The organism is Caballeronia sordidicola (assembly GCF_002220365.1).
In the GTDB taxonomy this organism is placed as follows: Bacteria; Pseudomonadota; Gammaproteobacteria; order Burkholderiales; family Burkholderiaceae; genus Caballeronia; species Caballeronia sordidicola_C.
Window position 1 is genome coordinate 14,550 of the sequence record NZ_MTHB01000235.1, and the last position, 21,757, is coordinate 36,306.

The following is a 21,757-nucleotide window of genomic DNA, read 5'->3' on the forward strand; positions in this document are numbered from 1 at the left end:
ACCGGAGAGCGTGGGGCAAACTTGAAGTCCCGGATAAACTCACTCAGGCGCGCACTTATGAGGCTACGGGCGAGCGCGATTTAATTCCAGAGAGCCGTCGACGGGGAATAAATCCGCCAAGCCGCCGGTCTTGTTGTGAGGTCTCGCGGACGCGGTCGCGCACGGAACGACGATTGGGTACAACCTACCCGCCTGCGTTCGACGTCAAGAGGAATGGAGATGCAACCGATTTCGCGTCATCTGCAGCTTGCGTCAGGCGTGGTGCTGCTGACCTATTTGTTCCTCCATCTGGTCAATCATGCGCTCGGCATCTGGTCGCTGGACCTGGCGGGACACGGTCTGATGCTTGCCATAAGGCTCTGGCACAGCACCCCCGGTACGATCCTGCTCTACGGTTCGGCCGCGCTCCATTTTTCGCTGGCCTTGCGCACACTCTACGGGCGTCGCCACTGGGTGCTGCCCGCCACCGAATGGATCCGCCTCTGGGCAGGACTCAGCCTGCCTCTGCTGCTGATCCGCCATGCAGTGGGAACCCGCCTCGCCGCCTCGCTCTACGGCTTCGAACCGGACTACGAAAAAATAGTGATTTCCCTGATTTCGAGCGGCACACAGGGTCTGCAACTTGCGCTGCTCGCGCCGGGCTGGGTGCATGGTTGCCTTGGACTCTGGCTACGTTTTCGCCACCACGATTTCATGCGTCGCGCGAAGCCCGCGTTGATCGCCTTGCTCGTTGGCCTGCCGCTGCTGTCGGCGGCCGGCTTCATGCACATGACGCGGATAGTGGAGGCGGCTGGCGCCCACCTCCCCGCCCCTGATCCGACACTCCTCGCGCACCGGGTCGCGCTGGATGACTGGCGTCGCGATCTCCTGATGCTCTACGCCGCGCTCGTCATCGGCGCCGTGGGCGCCGGCCTGCTGCGTAATCGACTAGAACGAAAAAGTCTCGCTGAGCCATAACTCGACGCCTGGTCCGCCGCCAACTGCGTTCGCGTACGCTTGCCTCGGTTCGACTCATGCATCCTACGTTGCGTAGCTGATACGACCCTCTGCCACCGCGCAAATTTAGCCCCAACATCTCGCCCGTGCACATCACACAGTGGCATCATTGTCCCCTCGCTTCTTCCACGAGCCTCTTGCGAACATGTCGAATCTGATCGTGCATGGCGGCGTCCCCCTACGCGGGGAGATCACGCCGTCTGCCAATAAAAATGCTGTCCTCCCCATCCTTTGCGCCACGCTGTTGACCGATCAGCCGCTGCGTCTCATCGGTGTACCTGAAATCACCGACGTCAAAAAGATCCTCGATATTTTCCGTACGCTCGGCAGCAACGTGTCGATGGACTTTTCCACCGGCATCCTCGACCTGCATCATCACGCAACGACCTTCGACCCCGTCGCGCATCATTTGCCCGAGGAGATGCGCTCTTCCATCATGCTGGTGCCGCCTTTGCTCGCGCGTTTCGGCGTGGCGCGACTGGAAAACGACGTCAAGGGCTGCACGCTGGGCGTTCGCGAAATCGATCCCCATGTCGAGGTATTCGAACGTTTTGGCGCGCAGGTCGAACGCACGACCGACTCGCTCATCGTGCGAACTTCGTCGACTGCCAAGCGGATGACCGCGAATCATCACTGGCTGGACTATGCCTCGGTCACCACCACCGAAAACTTCGCGCTCTGCGCGGCGACGGCGGACGGCACGTCGACGCTGGTCAACGCAGCATCGGAACCGCACGTGCAGGAGTTTTGCCGCTTCCTCGCACTGCTCGGCGTACCAATCGATGGTATCGGCACGTCACGTTTGAGCGTCACGGGCGGCCGCAAGCTCAGCGGCGGCGAGTTTCGTTTCAGCGAGGACTTCCACGAAATAGCGACTTTCCTCGCGCTCGGTGCGATTACCGGCGGCGACATTGCGGTGAGGAATACCGCACCCGACCAGTTTCCGCTAATCGATCGGACCTTTGCGAAGTTCGGTGTGAACGTGGAGCATCGGGACGGCTGGTCGCGCGCGTTCCAAGACGGTCCACTGCGCGTGCGCCGGCCGTTCACGCAGAACATTCTCACCAAGGTGGAAGCCGCGCCCTGGCCGTATCTGCCAGTCGACCTGCTGCCCATCTTCATTGCGCTCGGCGTGAAAGCCGAAGGCAGCGCCATGTTCTGGAACAAGGTCTACGACGGCGCAATGGGGTGGTCAGTCGAGCTATCGAAATTCGGCGCGCATGTGTTCCTGTCCGACCCGCACCGGCTGATCACGTTCGGCGGCCTGCCTTTGAGTCCCGCGAAAGTGGAAAGCCCGTACATCATTCGCGTGGCGATTGCGTTGCTGATGGTCGCGGCCAGCATCAAGGGACGTTCGGAGATCATCAATGCACTGCCGATCCGCCGTGCACACCCGCGCTTCGTGGAAAACCTGCGCTCGGTCGGTGCCGACGTGGAGTGGACCAGCAGCGAATGAAATAAGAGGTGAGACGCATCGCGGCCGGTAGCCGCGACACCTTGAAGCTTGAACCGTGCCGGCGTTAGTCAAGCATCCGCCGTCACGGCCAAGCGTGCATCAAATATCAATAGCCGAGCGCGAGTCCCGAGTTACGACGCGGATCGTTCGCGCCATAGAAACGATTCTTGCCGACCGGCTTGCCGCCCAGCGACGGCGCGCCCACCAGAATGGCCGCTACGTTGTTGAACGGCTGGGGCCCGGAGAACTTCTGCCCCCATCCTTCAAGGATCTTCTGCGTGTCGGGGCTCAGCGTGAAGCGTTCGAGATTCGTCGATTCCGGCAACCATTGCTGATGAAAGCGCGGTGCATCCACAGCCTCCTGAATGTTCATGCCATAGTCGATCACGTTGAGCATGGTCAGCAGCGTAGCGGTAAGGATGCGGCTGCCTCCCGGCGTGCCGACCACCATCACGGTCTTGCCGTCCTTCGTGACAATTGTCGGGCTCATCGACGACAACGGACGCCGTCCCGGACCAATCGCGTTAGCCTCGCCCTGCACCAGCCCGTACATGTTGGGCACACCGATCTTCGACGTGAAGTCATCCATCTCGTCGTTGAGCAGCACGCCCGTCTTGTTCGCCATCACGCCCGAGCCGAACCAGTCGTTCAGCGTGTACGTCACCGAGACCGCGTTACCCCATTCGGTGACCTGACGTCCCGTTCAACCGGGCCGCAAAGTGACCGCGCACAATACCAACAAAGATTACAAACGGGAACCTGCAAAAGCCGCAGTAGAAAAACCCGGACTAGCCTGCCTTGGATAGCTGGGCGCGCATGTCAGTCAGCGACTTGCGCTGGCCGCCTTCGGCGTCGAAGTTCTCCGGCGCGAGCCATTGTTCGAATGCGGCGCGCACCGTGGGCCATTCGCTGTCGATGATGGAGAACCACGCGGTATCCCGTGTCCGCCCCTTGTAGAGCACGGCCTGCCGGAAGATGCCTTCGAACTGGAAACCCAGCCGCGCAGCCGCTTGCCGCGAAGGCGCGTTCAACGCGTCGCACTTCCATTCATAGCGGCGGTAACCGAGTTCATCGAACGCATGTTTCATCAGCAGGTACTGGGCTTCCGTCGAGATCGGCGTGCGTTTGAGCAGCGGCGAGAACGCCACGTTGCCGACTTCGATAACCCCATTGGCCCGGTCGATCCGCATGAGCGACAGGGTGCCGATCGCGGTTCCCCTCTTCAGGTCGATGACTGCATAGTGCTGGGGATCGGGACTGACCGCGGCCCGTTCGACATACTCGAGATAGCTTGCTGCGTCGTCGAACGGGCCTACCGGCATGTAGGTCCAGTCACGGCCATCCGGCGCTTGGCTAAAGGCGGCGAAGAGGTCGGCCGCGTGGTGCGGTTCGAGCGGCTCAAGCCGCAATACTGCCCTTCCATGGGATCGCGCGGCGGGTGCACGCGCGCAGTCCAGTGGGGCAAGGACTCGCCGACGGGTTGCTGATACTGATTCAAGGTGCTGGGCATGACGGTTCCTTGCGGCTTGGGGCGGTCGTAGAGCAGGGGCTTACGCGAAAGGTGGCAAAACTTAGGCTAAGCATGTGCTAACGTACGCGAATCATGGAACCTTAAAAAGTGCCACATTCCCTATTTTTCATGGCTCCACGCTCGTGGCTCGGTCCGTTAGCGTGCACTTTTCCATTCCGCTCATGACAACCCCAGCTCCGTCGCCCGTGCCGCAAACCCTGCTTGAGGCGCCGCTCGCCAGAGGGCCCGGCGCGGCGCCCATGCAGCGACAGTTGCATCATCGCTTCAAGGAAGCCATCCTCGACGGCCACCTCGCGCCAGGAAGCCGCCTGCCAGGCTCACGCGCGCTGGCTGAGGAACTCTCGATCTCCCGTAACACGGTGACCGCCGCGTACGACCTGCTGGCGGCAGAGGGATATGTGCAACCTGACCGGCAGGGCACGCGGGTAGCGACGTTGTCACGTCCGTCGCCATCGCAAGGCAAGCGCAATGCGCCGGCAGCACCGGCCATTGCGCACCGGCTGACGCGCATTCAAGCCTGCGCGCCACCCGCTGAGGGCAACGCCGCGTTGCGTCCGGGTGTCCCCGCCTTATCTCATTTCCCGCTGGCCGCATGGCGGCGTGCGATCGATCGGGCGATTCGAAACGCAGGGCCATCGGCTCTTGGTTACGGCGATCCTCCGGGTGAGCCGGCGTTACGTGCGTCCATTGCGCGGCATCTGGGTATAGCCCGGGGCGTGCGTTGTGAGCCGGATCAAGTCGTGATTACCGAGGGTGCGCAAGAAGCGCTTTCGCTGTGTGTGCGCTTGCTGACCAATGCCGGCGATACGGCGTGGATCGAAGACCCGGGTTATCGCGGAGCGAAGGCGGCGATGCGCACGGGCGACCTGCGCATGGTGCCGATGCGCGTTGACGCAGATGGTCTCATCGCCGATGAAAGCGACTGGGAGTCGCAGCCGCCCCGGCTGATCTACACCACGCCATCGCATCAATATCCTGCGGGCGCGGTGCTGACCGTCGCGCGCCGCCTTGAGCTGATCGCGAAGGTGCAGCACCATGGCACGTGGATCATCGAAGATGACTACGACAGCGAATTCCGCCACGCGGGCGAGCCTATTGGTGCCATGCAGGGTTTGGTGAGGCAGGCGCCCGTGCTGTACGTGGGCACGTTCAGCAAGACGATGTTTCCGTCGTTACGCCTGGGGTTTCTGGTCCTGCCCGAGACCCTGGCGGCGCAAATGCGCACGCCGCTCGACGACATGCTGCGAGGTGGTCACCGCTATGAACAGCTCGCGCTGGCCGAGTTCATTGAAAGCGGCCAGTTCAGCCGGCATCTGGGCCGCATGCGGCGTTTGTACCGTGATCGGCAGCATGCGTTGAGAGAAGCGCTGACCCGGCATATGCCTATGACGCATGTCATTGAAGGCGGGTACTGCGGGTTGCACTTGACGGTACGGTTGCCGGCGTGCTATCCGGACCGTGACATCGCCGATGCAGCCAGGAAGCACGGCATGGCGCCCGCTCCGCTATCCAGTTTTGCGTTGCAGCCCATGCCCGAGGACAACGGTCTCGTGCTCGGATATGGGAATACGTCGGCGGAGTTGTTCGAACCTTTGGTCCGGCTCCTGGCTAAGCTGATTCGTGGGGCGAAGGTTTAAAAGCGGTGGTTGGAGTGGGCATGGTTCAGCACGCTCTACACCAATACATCCGAGAACACCCGGTTAGCAAAGTGGTTCGAATCCGTACTGCCGTTCAACACACCCACGGTCTTCAAGTCGTCCGCGTACAGCGCGATTTCCTTCTTGAACGCATCGCCGCTCGGATGATGATGATCCGTATGGCTCTTCAACATGGCCGTCAGTTGCGCGACGTCTGCCTGCGGCGCGTATTGCGCGAAGATAGTCGCCGCTTCCGCGGGATGGTTCGCCGTCCATTCAGTTGCGTCGAGCAACGCTTGTGTCAACGCTTGCGCTGTCGCACGATCCTTCCTCACCAGCGTCCCACGCACGCCGAGCACGCAACATACGCGCGTCTGATACTCGCCGCACAGGTTGTTCGATACTTCGTACAGGTGATCCGATTCCCGCAGCATCCAGATGGTTGGATCGCCGTCTGCAACCGCGTGGACCTCGCCTTTCTTCAGCGCCTCGCCCAGCAGGTTGGCGGGATACTGACGCCACTGAACGTCGCTATCCGGATCGATGCCGAGTTTCTTGAACGTAATGGCGAAGAAGTTCTTGGTGGGACTCGCCATGTCGCTCACGCCTATTATCTTGCCGCGCAAGCCTTGCAAATCGACAATTCCCGAACTGCGCGTCGCGAGCAAGCGCATGCAGCCGCCGTGAATCCCGGCAGTCAGCTTGACGTCGAAGCCCTGCTCCAGCGGCTTGATCCAGCGCAGCGCCATGCCAATCCCGGCATCCGACTTACCCGTCGCAATGGCTTCGAGCAACTGGTCCGTCGACCCGGCGAAGTTGATCAGCTCAACGTCCAGGCCCCGCCTGGCGAAGAAGCCTTGCTTGAGCGCCACCGGTACCGGCGCCGTACAGATCGCACCGGCATTCCACGACAACTTCAACTGCTTTAACTTGCCGTCGTCGGCACGGGCAGGCAATCCGGCAAGGCCAAACGATGCCCCACCCAGTGCCGCTGCTCCGGCAGTCCACGCGGTCTTTCGCAACCACGCGCGGCGCGATTTGTTCTCTGGCACAACGGCTCTTTCGCCACCCTCGGCATCAGGACGATTCATCAAACATTCTCCACAGGTCGTTCGTTATTGATGTTTTGTTTGTGCGATTTTGGTCGGGAAACTCGCTTGTAACGTCAAGCAACCAGACCGAGTAACGCAAGCACCTCACGCCGGAGTTCAACCAGCTTGGGATCGTCGCGATGACGCGGATACGGCGCGTCATTACGCACTTCAGCCGTCACGCGTGCCGGACGTTCGCTGAAAACAATCACCCGGTTCGCAAGGAACAACGCCTCTTCCACATCGTGTGTCACAAGCAGGACTGAGAAGCGCGCGTCCAGCCACAACTTCACCAGTTCGCCTTGCATGCGAAGCCGCGTCAGGGAATCCAGCTTGCCGAACGGCTCGTCGAGTACGAGCAACTCGGGATCGTTGACAAGCGCCCGCGCGAGCGCAACACGCTGCGCCATACCACCGGACAACTGATGCGGATACGCAGCCTCGAAATCAGTCAGACCGACCAGTCGCAACGCGGCATCTATACGCTGTTCCGCCGATCGCTCACCTTCGGGACGAGGCTCAACCGGACGCACCCCGCTCCACGGAAACCGCCGGCGCCTGCGCTGCGCCTCGGGTCCAAGGCCGACGTTGGCGCGCACCGTGCGCCATGGATACAAGGTCGGGTCCTGGAACACCACCACGCGCGACGGGTCCGGACCACGTATTGCCACTCCGTTCGATGACACCGTGCCAAGCGCGGGTACATCGAGTCCGGCCACGAGTCTGAGCAAGGTCGACTTGCCGCAGCCGCTTGGGCCGAGCAACGCGACGAATTCACCCGGGGCGACCGAGAAGCTGACATCGTCGAGAACCGGCAGCGCTGCGCCGTGCAGCGAGAACCGGTGACTGACATCGCTGACATCGATACGTGCGCCGCTTGCCGCAGTCTTGAATGCCGGTTGCGCTGATTGCGGTGATTGAGCAATGCCTTGCGTGCTTACCATTTCAACAACCCCTTCTGCCACGCGAGTAACCGGTCTCTAAAGCGGAACAGCAACGTGATCAGCCCGGAGCACATCAGCGCCATGACCAGCAGCGCCGCGTACATGTTCGAATAAGCCGCCCATCCCTGCGCCCATTGCAAATACCAGCCGAGCCCTGCTTTGACGCCCATCATTTCCGCGACGATCAGCACGGAGAACGACGCACCCAGTCCCATGAAAAGTCCGACGAACACGGAGGGCAACGCCGCCGGAATTGCAACCTTAAGAATCAGGAAGCCGGGCCGTGCGCCCAGCGTGCGGGCGATGTCGTAGAACGCGCTGTTGACGCCCGCCACGCCCGACCAGGTGAGCACGGCCACGGGAAAGCCGGTGGCGAGCGCGATCAGGAACACGCTGGCGCTGAAACTGGACGGAAAGAAAAAGAACGCCAGCGGCAACCAAGCGGTAGCGGGCAACGGACCGATCAGCCGCAAGACCGGATGCAGCCAGTACCCCACCGCTCGCGACCAGCCGATGCCAACTCCCGTCACAAAACCTGCCACGGCTCCAATCACATAACCGTAGGCAAGCAATCCGAATGAATGAGCGACGCTTGAACCGAGGCGCGGGAAGTCATCGAAAAAAACGGCGATCAGCGCTTGAGGGGGAGCAAAAAACGGCCGGGGTAGCCATTCGAGTTTCGCGGTGAGTATTTCCCATGCGGTCACGCCCACCGCGAGCGCAACGAGCCAGGGCATGGCCGTAAGCCAGCGTTCAGCGCGTGATGGAGACGCATCAGGTTGTCGCGCCAGGATGCTTCTGCGCGCCGCCACGCCTACCAGGAGCCCCGTCGCTGTGAGCACCAGTTTGAGGACCAGCAGATCACCGGTGTGGGGCCACTCGTCCGCGTCAGGCCACCAGCGCGTCAGGCCTGCGCTGACGAGCCATGCCAACGCTGCGAGCCACGCTGGCAGCAGGCTCGGGCCGGCCTGGCTGACAGACGCTACGCTCACACGTGAGGGTTTCGTTCGGTTACCCGCCGCGCGCGGCTGAAATCCGACGCCGGGGTGTCCGGAGGCTGGGTCGAAATGAGGAGTGCCGGACATGATTGGGAAGGCCCTCGTTACGTTGAAATAAACCCTGTGCGATGGCGCCGGGTAGTGCGACGCCGCGTTGCAAAGCAACAAACGTCAAGACTAGCGATGCTTCGGCCTCTTTCAATTATTCGTTCGCGATATGTTTATGAGGCCACGCGCTTTATCGATTGCATGACTATTCGACGATGTCGGCCTTCTCGCCTTGCCACACGCTATGCGCATAGAGCGTCTCATTGAAGTCGGGAGGCACCGCGCCGTTCAGGCGTTCCTCGTGTCGATCGAGATCGGCGAGAAACAGATCGCGGCTGATGCGGCTCACCACCGCCGGGATATCGCGCTTCATGCTCGGCACGTCGCCTACCGGCACGCCAGAGCTGACGAGACCCGCGGGGTTGTATACGTGAAGGTTCGCCAGATAAGGCGCCGTTCCAGGGATTTTTTCCAGATACTCGAGCGCCGTGCCGAGGTAAGGATGCGCGCCAAGATAGTCATCCTGCTCGTTATCCGCGGGTACGTACCGGTCGCGCCACAGCAGGATGTCCTTCGACACCGCTGAAAGCTCGGGGCGCACGGCCGGGTCGACAAGATAGCCTGTACCCGCGATTGCAAAATCGAACCGGAAGTGCTCATTGCCCACCTGCGCTGCAATATGGCCACCCTCCGCGCTTGCCTGGCGCCAGGTCGCGCCAAGATGCAGATGGAAGTTCGGATGCTTGGTCGCACGTTCCACGGCATCGACCGGCGGTGTCGAGCCTGCGTTCCGGAAGCGCAGCGCCTGACGCCAGCGCAAGGCGTCCGGTAACGCGGGATAGTTGTCGTACGCACCCGGATACCCTCGAGTACGGGTAATAGGCACGGCGGGAATCGCAGCGCGGCGCACAAAGAGATGCACCTGCGCGGCGCCTGCTTCCAGCGCGGTAGCAGCCGCGTCGAAGGCGGACGCCGCACCGCCGATCACGGCTACCACTTTCCCTTTGAGCAAGTTGAAATCGATAGCCTCGGAGGTATGTGCGTAGAGCGAGCGCGGCAAATTCTCGTGCAGCACGGCCGGTATCTGTGCGGCGCCGTTGCCCGCTACCCCGTTGCACAGGATGACCTTGCGTGCCGTCTCTACGTGCTCGTCACCTGCAGCGTTCAGCAAGCGCAACCGGAAATGAGTGTCCAGGGGTTCTATCCGCGCGAGACGCGTGGCATAGCGAATCGGAATCTTTAGAAAGTGTCGATACCACCCAAGATATTCGGCCCAGCGAGCACGGGGAATCCGGTCCATCTCCGCATAGGCCGTCGCGCCCCAACGCGCTTCGAACCAGGCCTGGAAGCTCAATCCCGCGACGCTGAGTTCTGGCCCTGTCAGCGTCTTCGGCGTACGCAGTTTGTTCATGCGCGCCCGATTGAGCCAGACACCCGCGCCTGCTTCGTCGGCGGCCGCATCGATCACGGAAACCTTGCCGATACCCGCGCGCCGCAGCGCAAATGCGAATGCGGCGCCGGTCTGTCCACCGCCGACGATCACGACGTTGTGGTCGATACCTGCCCGGTCCGGCACCCAGTTATCCGGGTCGGGACCTAGCAGGCGCAGCGTATCGAGCGCGTTGGCATCGAGATTGGAGGGGCTTGTCATTGCGCGGGTTCAATCAGGAAATGGAGGGATGATCGAGATATTGAAAAGGGACACGCGCGCTGGCAACCAAGCAATTCAACTTTGCTTAGACGCTTTTTACGGAATGGAACGGCCGGCGAAGCTGCACTTACTTCAATGCTTGGATTATGCGGTCTCTATTCGGATCGAGTTGCATCGGTTGGGCGAGAGGCCGGTGCGGCGTGACCGGCCCTGCACGTCACTTGGACGAATACTCCTGATGCCAGGCAAGCAATTGCTTTGAGGGAGGCATGTGCCACTTATTGCCTTCATCGATGAGAAAACCACTCCGGTGCCACTCCTTCACGATCTTGTCGAGCGCCGCCACGGTGTCTGTCTCACCCTTGCGCACCCAGATCACCGACGGCGACGGGATCAACTGGTCAGCGATAGGTGACTCATAGTCCTGCCACTCGCCCGAGGCACCGGTGAGGCGGGCCTCAATGCCGGGCGTCACATGCACCGACGCTACGCACGTCCCGCCGCGCAGCGCCAGCAGCGCTTCGGGCATGCCTTTGAAACCCTTGACCTGTGCCCCGTATTGTTCAATCAGCGGCCGCGTGTAGTTGCTGCCTTGCGAAACGCAAACAGGCTTGCCGCGCAGGTCGTTCCAGTCATGAATACCTGACCCCTTGTGCACCATCGCCGAGCCACCGATCTCCTCGAACGGCGTGGGCACATAACTCAGTATCTCGTCACGCTCCTTCGTGTACTGCATGCTCGCGATCAGCGCATCGACCTTGCCCTGCTGAAGGAATTGCACGCGGTTCGGAGGCGTGACTTCCACCGCTTCAAACTTTACGCCAAGGCGTCTGGCGAGGTCTTGCGCAAGTTCGACGTTGTAACCAATGGGTTTGCGAGTCTGCGGATCGAGCGAACCGTAGGTACCGTCGAGCACGACGCCCACGGTTAGCGTGCCGCGTGACTTGATCCGCTCGAGGGTGGCATCGGCGTGAACGGCTTGCGAGAGCGCAAGCGCGGTCAACGTAAAGCTTAAGCAGGTGGCGAAGCGGAATCTCATTGGCTGGGACTTTCTGTGGCGGGTGCATCGATACGGAAAACAGCAAGTTCGTCCGGTGCGCACTGCGCGATCAGACCGATCTCCCAGTCGAGATACTCGCGAGCGGCGTCGAGGTTGCCATCGTGACGATCGTGGACAAAGAACAGATAGTCGATACGCGCGGCATCGGCAGGAACATCGGGCGTAGATGCCAGCGGCAAGCCCGCTTTTTTCCAGGTGTCGATTCCATCGTCGGCGAGATAAAGCGAGGTGAAACCCAGTTCGCGCAGGTCGGTTGCTGCAATGCCTGCTACCGCAGGTTCGTCCGCGAATAACAGCAACGTGTCGTTGGGTGCCGCCTTAAGCGAGGCGAGCGTTTTCGCGAGTTGCGGACGAATCGACCAGTGTGCACCAGCAGCATGTTCTCGCCGATACGCCGCACTCGATCGCAAATCGAGCAGCAAGACATGGCCTGTTGCGGCTTCGCGTAACGCGGCTGTGTCGAGCAGTGGCAAGGACGATTGCGCCGATGCAATTCGCTTGCCAATGTGCAGCGTAGTTGCATTGGCGGCATCGATCAACGCGGCCTCAAAGCCTAACTGCACGAGCCATGTGGCAATCACGGGAGCGCGCACGCCGTCGTAGTCGACCAGCAACACGCGGGCACGCCGCACGCCTATGGTCTGGTCGGTCGCTTGCACCAGTTGTCCTCCGGGCGCATGGACGGCGTTTGGCAGCCCGTCGCGCGCGAATTCTTCAGGCGTACGGACATCGATCAGGAAGGTCGTCCGGTGCGGATCAGCAAGCCATTCTTGCGCGGCCGAAGCATCGAGCGTCGCAACGAGGAAGCGCGCAGCAAGCTTGGCCGCGCGCGCCTGCGCGTCAGCAACCGCCGCTTTGTTCAAACCCTCCGGATAGCGGCGCTCGCTGCCATGCTCAAGCTTGAGTCCCGCGAGCGCCCAGCCTTGCGTGCCATTCTCCAGCGCGATCACCGGATTCGGCACGCCAAGATTGCGCAAGGTCTGCGCGCCGATAATGCTGCGCGTGCGCCCGGCACAATGAATCACGATCGGTGTAGCAGGGTCGGCAACAAGCGTTCCGATCCGATACGCCAGCTCGCCGTTTGGCACGGGAACAGCGCCTGGGATGGTCATCTTCCGATGTTCATCGAGCGTCCGTCCGTCGAACAACGCGTGCGCCCGTCCTTCCTCGATCAGAACCGCAAGCGCTTCCGGCGACAGATGCGGCGTTCCATACGCGTGTTCAACGAGTTCTCCAAAGGTCTTCGACGGCAGGTTTACGCCTTTAAATAGCGTATAACCTGCCGCCTGCCAGCCGCGGGCGCCGTCGCGCAGGATCGATACATCCGTGTAGCCGAGCGCGCCCAGACGACGTGCTGCGAGTACCGCGATACTTTCGTCATCGTCAAGCAAGACAATCCGCGTGTCGGGTCTCGGCACCAGTCGCGGCGCATCAATCTCCAGCCGGCCATAGGGCAAAGGGATCGCGAAGAACGGATGCCCTTCACCGAATTGTCCGGCTTCGCGGACATCGAGCAAGGCAATTTCGGCTTCGTCGTTCAGCCATGCGCGGACAAGGGATGCATCGACGAAAGCTGTGTCGTTTCGGATTGAGGTCATGGGAGAAAAGCCGGAATGAGGAATGGACAGCGTTCAGGACAACACGCTGCGAAACGCTTGTGCGAGGTCGAGGATGAGATCGTCCGCATCCTCCAGCCCAATATGCAACCGGATCACGGCTTCCTGTGCCTGCCAATAGCTATGGGAACACAAACGTCGCGGCGGCGCGACAAGGGCTAGGCTTTCGTAACCGCCCCATGAGGCGCCAATGCTGAATAGCTGCAACGCGTCGATAAAAGCAGCAGCGTGGCTGGCATCGGCGTCACGCAAGGCGAACGAGACGAGCCCGTTCGCGCCATGGAAATCGCGCGACCACAACGCGTGTCCGGGATCGGTAGCCAATGCCGGATGGAAGACACGCGTGACCTGGCGCACGCGTTGCAGATACGACGCGACAGCAAACGCGCCGCGCGCGTGTTGCGCGAGGCGGACAGGGAGCGTACGGATGCCGCGCAATGCGAGATAAGCGTCGTCGGCGCTAACGCTCAGGCCCAGCGCGTCGTGAGCCTCTCTTATGCGCTGCCCGATGGCTGCGTCAGCAGTCGATACCACGCCCTGCATCAGGTCCGAGTGTCCGCCCAGATACTTCGTGACGGCCTGCACGGAGATATCCGCGCCCAGCGCCAGCGGTTGATACAGCAAGCCCGCCCCCCACGTGTTGTCCGCGGCGAGCAAGACGCCTTGCTGGTGAGCGAAGTCCGCAAGTGCAGGGAGATCAATGATCTCGTATAGAAACGAACTGGGTGACTCTGCGTAAATCAGGCGCGTGTTGGCCTGAAGCAACTTACGCGGCAAACCATCCGCTGCGCTGAAGTAAGTGAATGTTATACCCAGCCGCGTAAGTAGTGGCTCGATCCGCTCGCGCACAGGCCCATAAACACCGTCGTGCACCAGCACGTGATCGCCCGGCGACAACAAGCCGATGAACACCAGTGAGATTGCGGACAAACCCGAGGGGGCAAGCTGCACGTCACGTGCCCCTTCCAGTTCACCAATAGCCGCTTCCAGCGCCCGATGCGTTTGCGTGCCATGCCGTCCGTACGTGCTGACCGCCTCACCGGCGTCGCGCCGTTTATGCAGGGCCGCGCGGCTCGACGTGCTCTCGAAACGCACCGTGCTCGTGCGTTCGACCGGCACATTGACTGGCGCGCTGCCACCGATGAACGCGGGCGCACCGGCACGGATCAGGCGCGTGGCCTTGCGTAGCAGAGGCGCAGTCATCAGCCAACCGCCTGCGTGCCGCGTTGCATGTGGGTCGTGTTGTAGCGCACCACATGTCCGGTATCGAGTTCATAACCGAGGCGGCCGGAGAGCGTTTCCAACGGACGCCCATAGAGATGAAAATGCAAGGTGGGCGTAGCACCCGTTACGTGGATGCTATGAATGTCTTCAGGCAGGAACGCGATCGGTGTACCCGGACGTACCACGACTTCGCGCTCGAGATCGAGCGTGGCGCGTTCGGCGTTCGTACCGTCGTCCGTGCGCTTGTACACACGATTCAGCTCCTCTCCGTCGAGTGCCGCGATGACCGCCCACGTATCGTGGTTATGCGGAATGGTAGTTTTTCCGGGCAGCAGCGAGTTGAGATAAAGCGCGAACCCGTCCTCACCGGGATTCAGCCGATATCGCGTCGACGTATCGCCGCTGCCCGCTTGCGGCGGCGGGAAATCTGCGGAAGAGAACAACGCGGCGTGCTCCGCGGCAAGCGCCTGCAGACGTTCGCTGATGGCGTCGAGCGCCGCGCGGGTCACGCCCTGCTTCGCCACAATATGACGTACATGGTCCAGCAACGCAGCAACAGCGGCCTGGCGTTCGCCAATCTGATCGGGTGTGGAGGTTGCGGTCATGTTTTAATATGTGGGTAGTAGTCAGGGAGTAGCCAAAGCGAGAGCGGCACCGCTTCGCGAGCGTTTGCGCAGTGCGCGCCGGTCATCACCGCGTGCACGTTGAAGAAACAGGCGTGTGCGTTCATTCTCCGGCGCGCCGAAAATCTGCGACGGTGCGCCTTGCTCGACAATCACGCCACCCTCCGTGAAAAACACTTCGTCGCTGACATCTTCGGCGAAACGCATTTCATGCGTGACCAGCACGCATGTCTGGCCGTCGTCGACGAGTTCGCCAATCACCGTAAGCACTTCGCCCACTGTTTCCGGATCGAGGGCGGACGTCACTTCATCGAAGAGGATCAGGTCGGGCCGCATGGCAAGTGTCCGTGCAATAGCGACGCGCTGCTGCTGGCCTCCCGACAATTCGCCCGGGTAAGCATCAGCCTTGTCAGCCAGCCGGACCTTCGCAAGCAGCGCATGCGCGTCGTGCTCGGCTTCGGCGCGGCTGCGTCCAAGCACGCTCATCGGCGCGATGGTCAGGTTGGCGAGCACATTCAAGTGTGGGAACAGGTTGTATTGCTGGAACACAAAGCCGATGTGCTTGCGCAGCGCTATCTTCTGCGCGTCGGTGCGCTGCGCGCGGACATCGATTCCGTCGACGTGCACTTCGCCCTGCTGCGGCGCGATCAGGCCGTTGATCACACGCAAAAGCGTCGACTTACCTGAGCCGGACGGCCCGATGATGGAGACAGCCTCGCCTCGTCGCACGCGCAGATCGATCCCCTTGAGCACCGGCACCGTGCCGTAGGAGAGGTGGACATCGCGTAGTGAAACCAGCACTGGATCAGCGCTCCCGGCCACGCCCTGTCGTGCTGGCGCAAGGCCAGGTGGCGGAGCCTCCTGAAGCGGATCGAGTGCAAGCGCCAGCAGGCTCATGCGACCTCCAGAGGCGTTTTTTCCTGGGTCCTGACAACGCGTTTCGAAAGGATCAACAGTGTCATCACGGGGTTCCTTCTCAAGCGCACGAAAGCATGCTGGAGCGACGATTCTAAGAACGACGCCCCTTTTCGATAACCAAGCATTCGTCGAATCGATAGCAGCCGACTTGCTAAAGATGCCCCCCAGGTGCACACCGCGCCCAGCGAGCTCTTTTAAGTCCTTAATCCACCAGTCCGGTAATTTGCTTAGCAGATTCGCTTCCTTGGCGACACGCTGGCGCTTACCTATTCTGTTAGGCTCTCCTGCCGCTATGCAACGCCATGACCCTGACGAAACTTCGCCGCCTGCTTACACCCGTCGTGCTGGCATCAGCCATGGCCGCGTCCTTTACAGCACACGCGGATGCAACCCTGGACAAAATCAATTCCCGCCATGAACTCACAGTGGGGGTGTTGATCGGTGGCAGTCCGTTCGGTTCACTCGATCCCTCGACTCAACAGCCGCGTGGTTTCAATGTGGACCTGGCTAACGAACTCGGCAAAAGGTTGGGCGTGAAAGTGCAGCTGGTGTCCGTGTTGCCCTCCACACGGGTTCAGTTTCTTCAGCAGGGCAAAGTCGACATCCTGATCGCAAACATGGAGTACAACGCCCAGCGCGGCGAGATCCTGGACCATGTGGCCACGCCCTATTACCGCGTCGGCGGAACAGCAATCACGCTTAAGACAAGCGGTATTACGCGCTGGGAAGATCTGCGCGGCAAGCCGGTGTGCATTTCGCAGGGCAGCAGTTACATCCGCCCGATAGTGGAACGCTACGGTGCAATCCCTCGGGCCTTTCCGGGCGCCTCCCAGTCGCTGCTGGCGTTGCGCGGTGGCAGTTGCGTCGCAGCCGTTCATGACGCTGCGCCGCTGCTTTATCCGCTATTGCAGAGTGACCCCGAGTGGCATGACTACCGCGCCCTGCAGCCTGAGATAGAACCCGCACCGTCCGTGATCTGGGTGCGTCAGGGCGAACACGATACCGCCGCCAAACTGGATACGTTCGTGCGCGATCTGCATCGCAACGGCTGGTTTATTGCAACCGAGGCGAAGAACGGTCTCAACCCGCCGTCGCCCGCGCTGGCTGAGTGGCACCAGCAATTGCCCGCGGAGAACTGACATGGACACGCTGCTGCACGGCTTCGTCACGGCGACAGCGCGCCTTGGACTCGACTACCGCTTCCTGCTCGACGACTACGAGCGTGTGCCGTTCGTGCAGGGTCTGGGCGTGAGCATCGAGATCATTGTTTCGACCATGACGGCCAGCGCCGTTGCAGGGCTACTGTTGCTGCTCGCACTGCGCGGCCGCAACCGGCTGGTCTGCGGACTGGCGCGCGGTTTCATTGAAGTCACCCGCAATACGCCAACGCTTGTGCAACTATATTGCGCGTTTCTCGTGCTCAACATGCTGATTACGCAATGGCTGCATGCACGCGGTATCGATAACCCGTTCAAGCCGTTTTTCTGGGTCGTACTTGTGCTGTCGCTGCACAAGGCGGCCTTTCACGCGGAAGCGTTGCGCGCCGGCTTCGACGCACTGCCCTCTCAAACGCTCGAAGGTGCGGCCTCGCTCGGTTTCAGCCGAGCCACGCGATTCTGGCGCATCGAACTGCCGCTCGCGTTGCGCGCGGCCCTGCCCGCGCTCGTCAACAACATGGTGGAACTGGTGAAAGCGTCTGCGGTGGCGTCCGCTATCGCCGTGGGCGACGTCACCTACCAGTCCATCATGATCTGGACCCAGCGCGACAATGTGCTCGCTTTGATGCTGCTGATTCTCGCGTTCTTCGGTGTGCTCACCTGGCTGGTCACGCTGGCCGGCAGCTGGCTTGAACGTCGTTACAGGATTCCCGGTTATGGCTACTGATTCCGCGTCGCCAGCGGGCAAGCCCGCTGGCATGCGCTTGCCGCCCGGCATCTATGGCGTGGTTGGCATTGTCGCGGCAGGCGCCGCTTTGTGGTCACTCGCGCCCGAAGCCGGCTCGCGCGGTGAGACGCTGGCACGCCTCGTAGAATGGGCACCGGCATTGGCGCACGGCTTCGCTATGAACGTGCTTATCAGCATAGGCGCGATTTTTATAGGGACAATGATCGGGCTGCTTGCAGGCGCGCTCGCGATGTCCAAATCGTTCGCGGGGCGGTTGGCTCGACTGTGGATTGTCGCGTTTCGAAATGCGCCATGGCTCGTGCTGATCTACTTCACGACCTATGTGTTCCCCTTCGAGATCCGCGTCTTCGGCACTACCGTGCCGTTTCCGGACTGGCTAAAGGTCATGCTCGGGCTTGCTCTGCCGGCCAGCGCGAACATAGCGGAAGTATTTCGCGGCGCGGTTGCCTCCATCCCGTCAGCGCAGTGGGAAGCGGCGGCCTCGCTGGCGTTTTCCCGTTGGCAAATCCTGCTGAAGATAGTCGTGCCGCAATGCGTTCGCCGCATGTTGCCGCCGTGGATGAACGTGTACGCGATTATCACCATGGGCACCGCGCTGTCGTCGCTGGTCGGCATCCATGACCTGCTGGACACCGCGCAGATCGCCAGCAGCACGGTCGCACGCAGCAGCTTTACGGTGCTGACCTACGTCGCCACGCTCGTGATCTTCTTCGCCTACTGCTATCCAATTTCGTGGCTCACGCGGACGTTCGAAAAACGGCTGAGGACCGCATAAAGCGCGGGCCCGATGCTTCCAACGCTACGTGTAAAGCAACGCTTGAGCAACGTCATTTGCAACGCACGAATGCTTCTAACCGCTTGAGCGCGGATTGCTTATAGTCGAAACCCTTTCACAAGACACACTTGAACCGGGGCTTCCGATGAAACGCTTTTTCTCCTCCCTGCGCGCGTGCGCCGGCGTTGCACTCTTCGCCGTGGCCACGAGCGCCGCTCACGCGCAGTCGCGTGAAGTCGTGATCGGTTACCAGGACATGGTCGTCCCCTGGCGTTACGCTCAAGTGAGCGGCGCAGTGGAGAAAGCGACGGGCTATAAGGTGACGTATCGCAAGCTTGGCAGCGGCGCCGACGTGATCCGCGCGCTCGCATCCGGTTCGATTCAGCTGGGTGAAGCCGGTTCAAGCCCGATCGCGGCCGGCCTCTCGCAAGGCGTGGACATCTCCCTGTTCTGGATCCTCGACAACATCAACGACGCCGAGGCACTCGTTGCCCGAGACGGCTCGGGCGTGACCAAGATAAGCGATCTCAAGGGCAAGAAGATCGGCCTGCCGTTCGTCTCTACCTCTCACTTCCATGCGCTCGTCGCCTTGCAAAATGCCGGCGTCGATCCGTCGACGGTGAAGATCCTCAACCTGCGGCCGCCCGAAGTGGCCGCGGCATGGGAACGCGGTGACATTGACGCCACTTATATCTGGGACCCGGTGCTGGCGAAGGTCAAGAAGAACGGCAAGGTACTGATCACATCGGGCGAAGTGGCGAAGGAAACCGGCAAGGCAACCTTCGATGGTTTCGCCGTCAGCCGCAAGTTCGCGCAGGATAACGATGCATTCGTGACGGGCCTGGTCAAGGTGCTCGCCGCCACCGACGCCCAGTATCGCGATCACAAATCCGCCTGGACAGCCGGGTCGAAGCAGGTCGAAGGCGTGGCGCAAGAATCGGGCGCAACCGCCGCCGACGTGCCCGCGAGTCTCGCGCTTTACGCCTTCCCGACACTCACCGAACAGGCTTCACCGGCCTGGCTTGGCGGTGGCGCTCAGTCGGGTGCCGCGAAGTCGTTGGCAGCCACTGCGGCGTTCCTGAAGACGCAGGGCACGATCCAGAACCTGCTGCCCGACTATTCGGTCGGCGTCGACCCACGCTTCGTACAGCAAGCATCGCGATGAGCACGCTGGACATTCGCGGCCTCGGCGTGACCTATGAGGGCGCGGCAACGGCCGCTCTGGAGGGCGTCGATCTGCAGATCGACAGTGGCGAGTTCGTGGTGGCGCTTGGTGCCTCCGGATGCGGCAAGACAACGCTGCTGAACTGCCTCGCAGGCTTCATCGATCCGACAGCCGGCGAGGCGCGTCTGAATGGTGAACCGATCGTCGGGCCCGGTGCCGAACGCGGTGTCGTGTTTCAGAAATATGCGCTGATGCCGTGGCTCGATGTGATCGACAACGTCGCGCTCGGACTTCGTTTTCAGGGCGTGGGCCGGACGCGGCGCCGTGAGATAGCGCGTGAAACGCTGGCCCTGGTCGGCTTGGAAAAACACGCCAATGCGCGGGTCTATGCGCTCTCGGGCGGCATGCAGCAACGCGTGGGTATCGCACGCGCGCTTGCGAGCGATCCGCAGGTGCTGCTGATGGATGAACCGATGGGCGCGCTCGATGCACTTACGCGCGAGACCATGCAGGAACTCGTGCTCGATGTATGGGGACGTACCCGCAAGACCATTTTCTTCATCACGCATAGCGTGGAAGAAGCGTTGTTCCTCGCGACGCGGCTGGTCCTGATGACACCGGGTCCCGGCCGGATCGCCGAAAGCCACGCGTTGCCGTTCGCGCGGCAGTTTCTCGAATCGCGCGATGCGCGCGCGGTGAAGTCATCGCCCGCGTTCATTGAATGGCGCGAGCGGCTGGTTCACCGGCTGCATGACGGGTCCCACGCTACGCTGCAGGAGGTGAGCTGATGAGTTCGATCGACTCGCTGCCGTCCACTGTCGCCGCGTCGCAAGCCAAGCGCCGGCGCAAGCCGCGACGCGGCCTTCCGGGCGAAGGTCCGACCGCGGCCCTGAGTGTGGTGTCGGTCGCGGCGATTGCGGCGCTCTGGTGGGCGGCAACGTCTTTTCATTGGGTCGCGCCGCTTTTCCTGCCTTCGCCACAAGCGGTGTGGAGTGCATTTATTAATGCGTGGAATGGCCGTATTCAAGGCGGTCTGCCGCTGTCCGAGCATTTGCTGTGGAGCGCCATTCGCGTGTTCGGTGCGTTCTCGTTAGCAAGCTTGACAGCCGTGCCTGTCGGCATCCTGATGGGGGTAAGCCGCATTGCGCGGGGCCTGCTCGATCCGCCGCTGGAGTTTTACCGGCCGTTGCCGCCGCTTGCATATTTACCGCTGGTCGTGATCTGGTTCGGTATCGATGAAACCGCGAAGCTGATCGTGATCTATCTCGCCTGCTTCGCACCGATCGCGATGGCTGCACGGGCAGGCGCCCGGAGCGCCACCGCTGAGCAGGTGAACGCCGCGTATTCACTAGGCGGGAGCTTTGCGCAGGTCGTGCGTTTCGTCGTGCTGCCGGCCGCGTTACCCGAGATCCTGACGGGCTTGCGGATCGCTATCGGGTTCGGCTGGACGACGCTCGTCGCGGCCGAGATGGTGGCGGCAACAGCGGGACTCGGGCAGATGGTGCTGAACGCATCGAGCTTTCTCAGAACCGATGTTGTGGTGATGGGGATTGTGTTGATCGGCTTGATTGCGTGGACCTTCGATTTAGGTATGCGCGCGCTGGAACGACGGTTGGTGCCCTGGCGCGGGAAGGCTTGAGGAGGGGGCGGGTTCGCTCGCGCCGGTGGACCGGGTTTGGGGGTGTTTGCTGGCTGGGGGTTAGCGGTCGGAGTCAGTGCCGGGTTGCTAGGTTCCTGCGTTAGCGGTCTGGGTCAATGCCGGGTTGCTAGATTCCTGCGCTAGCGGTCTGGGTCAATGCCGGGTTGCTGCTTTCGGTCTTAGCGGTCTGCGTGAGTCGGATGTTTTCTTTAGCACTGTTAGCCACTGTGCGTGGCGGCACGTCATTTCTTTGTCCAAAGCGACAAAGAAACGAAGCAAAGAAAACGCTTTCAAACCACGCTACCCTAAGTGTCCACAGCGTGCAGTTTTCATTCATAGGTGCCCCAAAAGCACGGTGCTCGCCAGAGCCACGGATGTTTGAACCCCTCCTTCTCGCGAATCCTGACATAGACACGCTTCGCCATCAGTGCTCTCGGGCAAGCACTATTTGTCCAGGAACCAGCACGGCCTCACGCGTAT

Annotated in this window: 18 protein-coding genes and 2 pseudogenes; 9 read left to right on the forward strand and 11 right to left on the reverse strand. The window is 61.6% G+C overall.

The features are described from left to right. The first annotated feature begins 219 nt into the window (after window positions 1–219). Both BSU04_RS33185 and BSU04_RS33190 read left to right on the forward strand, forming a co-directional pair. Window positions 220–957 (forward strand): hypothetical protein, encoded by a 738-nt coding sequence (locus BSU04_RS33185; protein WP_089164515.1) that lies wholly within the window; start codon window positions 220–222, stop codon window positions 955–957. A gap of 184 nt (window positions 958–1,141) precedes the next feature. Continuing rightward, complete coding sequence (locus BSU04_RS33190) at window positions 1,142–2,452, forward strand: UDP-N-acetylglucosamine 1-carboxyvinyltransferase (RefSeq protein ID WP_089164516.1); 1,311 nt, start codon at window positions 1,142–1,144, stop codon at window positions 2,450–2,452. Between the two features lie 106 nt (window positions 2,453–2,558). Here BSU04_RS33190 and BSU04_RS33195 read toward each other — a convergent pair. Both BSU04_RS33195 and BSU04_RS33200 read right to left on the reverse strand, forming a co-directional pair. Continuing rightward, window positions 2,559–3,134 (reverse strand): annotated as a pseudogene (locus BSU04_RS33195) (gamma-glutamyltransferase); the annotation flags it as partial. 106 nt (window positions 3,135–3,240) lie between these two features. Continuing rightward, window positions 3,241–3,962 (reverse strand): annotated as a pseudogene (locus BSU04_RS33200) (GNAT family N-acetyltransferase). Window positions 3,963–4,144: 182 nt separating this feature from the next. Between BSU04_RS33200 and pdxR the strand changes: the two are divergent. Beyond that, window positions 4,145–5,620, forward strand: coding sequence for a MocR-like pyridoxine biosynthesis transcription factor PdxR (gene pdxR / locus BSU04_RS33205; RefSeq protein WP_089164532.1), 1,476 nt, complete (start codon window positions 4,145–4,147; stop codon window positions 5,618–5,620). A gap of 35 nt (window positions 5,621–5,655) precedes the next feature. On the opposite strand, the gene BSU04_RS33210 is transcribed toward pdxR, so the two are convergent. From BSU04_RS33210 to BSU04_RS33250, 9 genes are all read right to left on the reverse strand, one after another. Further along, window positions 5,656–6,711: an ABC transporter substrate-binding protein gene (locus BSU04_RS33210; RefSeq protein WP_089164517.1), complete on the reverse strand. Its 1,056-nt coding sequence runs from the start codon at window positions 6,709–6,711 to the stop codon at window positions 5,656–5,658. A 74-nt stretch (window positions 6,712–6,785) separates the two neighbouring features. Next, window positions 6,786–7,655: an ABC transporter ATP-binding protein gene (locus tag BSU04_RS33215; RefSeq protein ID WP_089164518.1), complete on the reverse strand. Its 870-nt coding sequence runs from the start codon at window positions 7,653–7,655 to the stop codon at window positions 6,786–6,788. Beyond that, a complete protein-coding gene (locus BSU04_RS33220) occupies window positions 7,649–8,740 on the reverse strand; it encodes an ABC transporter permease subunit (RefSeq protein ID WP_089164519.1) in 1,092 nt (363 codons plus the stop codon). The genes BSU04_RS33215 and BSU04_RS33220 overlap by 7 nt, the downstream gene beginning before the upstream one ends. 166 nt (window positions 8,741–8,906) lie before the next feature. Next, window positions 8,907–10,352, reverse strand: coding sequence for an NAD(P)-binding domain-containing protein (locus BSU04_RS33225; RefSeq protein ID WP_089164520.1), 1,446 nt, complete (start codon window positions 10,350–10,352; stop codon window positions 8,907–8,909). A 217-nt stretch (window positions 10,353–10,569) separates the two neighbouring features. Beyond that, on the reverse strand, window positions 10,570–11,391 hold the full coding sequence (locus tag BSU04_RS33230) for a transporter substrate-binding domain-containing protein (protein WP_089164521.1): 822 nt from the start codon (window positions 11,389–11,391) through the stop codon (window positions 10,570–10,572). Beyond that, window positions 11,388–13,010, reverse strand: a complete 1,623-nt coding sequence (locus BSU04_RS33235) for a rhodanese-like domain-containing protein (RefSeq protein WP_179258521.1) — start codon at window positions 13,008–13,010, stop codon at window positions 11,388–11,390. The genes BSU04_RS33230 and BSU04_RS33235 overlap by 4 nt, the downstream gene beginning before the upstream one ends. A 33-nt stretch (window positions 13,011–13,043) precedes the next feature. After that, on the reverse strand, window positions 13,044–14,231 hold the full coding sequence (metC, locus tag BSU04_RS33240; RefSeq protein ID WP_089164522.1) for a cystathionine beta-lyase: 1,188 nt from the start codon (window positions 14,229–14,231) through the stop codon (window positions 13,044–13,046). Continuing rightward, window positions 14,231–14,857 (reverse strand): cysteine dioxygenase family protein, encoded by a 627-nt coding sequence (locus tag BSU04_RS33245; protein ID WP_089164523.1) that lies wholly within the window; start codon window positions 14,855–14,857, stop codon window positions 14,231–14,233. The genes metC and BSU04_RS33245 overlap by 1 nt, the downstream gene beginning before the upstream one ends. A 21-nt stretch (window positions 14,858–14,878) precedes the next feature. Beyond that, the gene (locus BSU04_RS33250; RefSeq protein WP_089164524.1) at window positions 14,879–15,772 is read right to left on the reverse strand and encodes an amino acid ABC transporter ATP-binding protein; all 894 of its coding nucleotides are present in this window, start codon (window positions 15,770–15,772) and stop codon (window positions 14,879–14,881) included. A gap of 323 nt (window positions 15,773–16,095) precedes the next feature. Here BSU04_RS33250 and BSU04_RS33255 point away from each other — a divergent pair, with 323 nt between their 5' ends. From BSU04_RS33255 to BSU04_RS33280, 6 genes are all read left to right on the forward strand, one after another. Further along, window positions 16,096–16,932, forward strand: coding sequence for a transporter substrate-binding domain-containing protein (locus BSU04_RS33255; RefSeq protein ID WP_089164525.1), 837 nt, complete (start codon window positions 16,096–16,098; stop codon window positions 16,930–16,932). 1 nt (window position 16,933) lies between these two features. Beyond that, on the forward strand, window positions 16,934–17,677 hold the full coding sequence (locus tag BSU04_RS33260; RefSeq protein ID WP_089164526.1) for an ABC transporter permease subunit: 744 nt from the start codon (window positions 16,934–16,936) through the stop codon (window positions 17,675–17,677). Continuing rightward, window positions 17,667–18,473 carry an amino acid ABC transporter permease gene (locus BSU04_RS33265; RefSeq protein WP_089164527.1) on the forward strand — a complete coding sequence of 269 codons (807 nt, stop codon included), beginning with the start codon at window positions 17,667–17,669 and terminating at the stop codon, window positions 18,471–18,473. The genes BSU04_RS33260 and BSU04_RS33265 overlap by 11 nt, the downstream gene beginning before the upstream one ends. Before the next feature lie 145 nt (window positions 18,474–18,618). Continuing rightward, window positions 18,619–19,638 carry a taurine ABC transporter substrate-binding protein gene (gene tauA, locus BSU04_RS33270; RefSeq protein WP_089164528.1) on the forward strand — a complete coding sequence of 340 codons (1,020 nt, stop codon included), beginning with the start codon at window positions 18,619–18,621 and terminating at the stop codon, window positions 19,636–19,638. Continuing rightward, a complete protein-coding gene (locus BSU04_RS33275) occupies window positions 19,635–20,426 on the forward strand; it encodes a taurine ABC transporter ATP-binding protein (RefSeq protein ID WP_089164529.1) in 792 nt (263 codons plus the stop codon). The genes tauA and BSU04_RS33275 overlap by 4 nt, the downstream gene beginning before the upstream one ends. Continuing rightward, the gene (locus tag BSU04_RS33280; RefSeq protein WP_089164530.1) at window positions 20,426–21,277 is read left to right on the forward strand and encodes an ABC transporter permease subunit; all 852 of its coding nucleotides are present in this window, start codon (window positions 20,426–20,428) and stop codon (window positions 21,275–21,277) included. The genes BSU04_RS33275 and BSU04_RS33280 overlap by 1 nt, the downstream gene beginning before the upstream one ends. Window positions 21,278–21,757 lie beyond the last annotated feature (480 nt).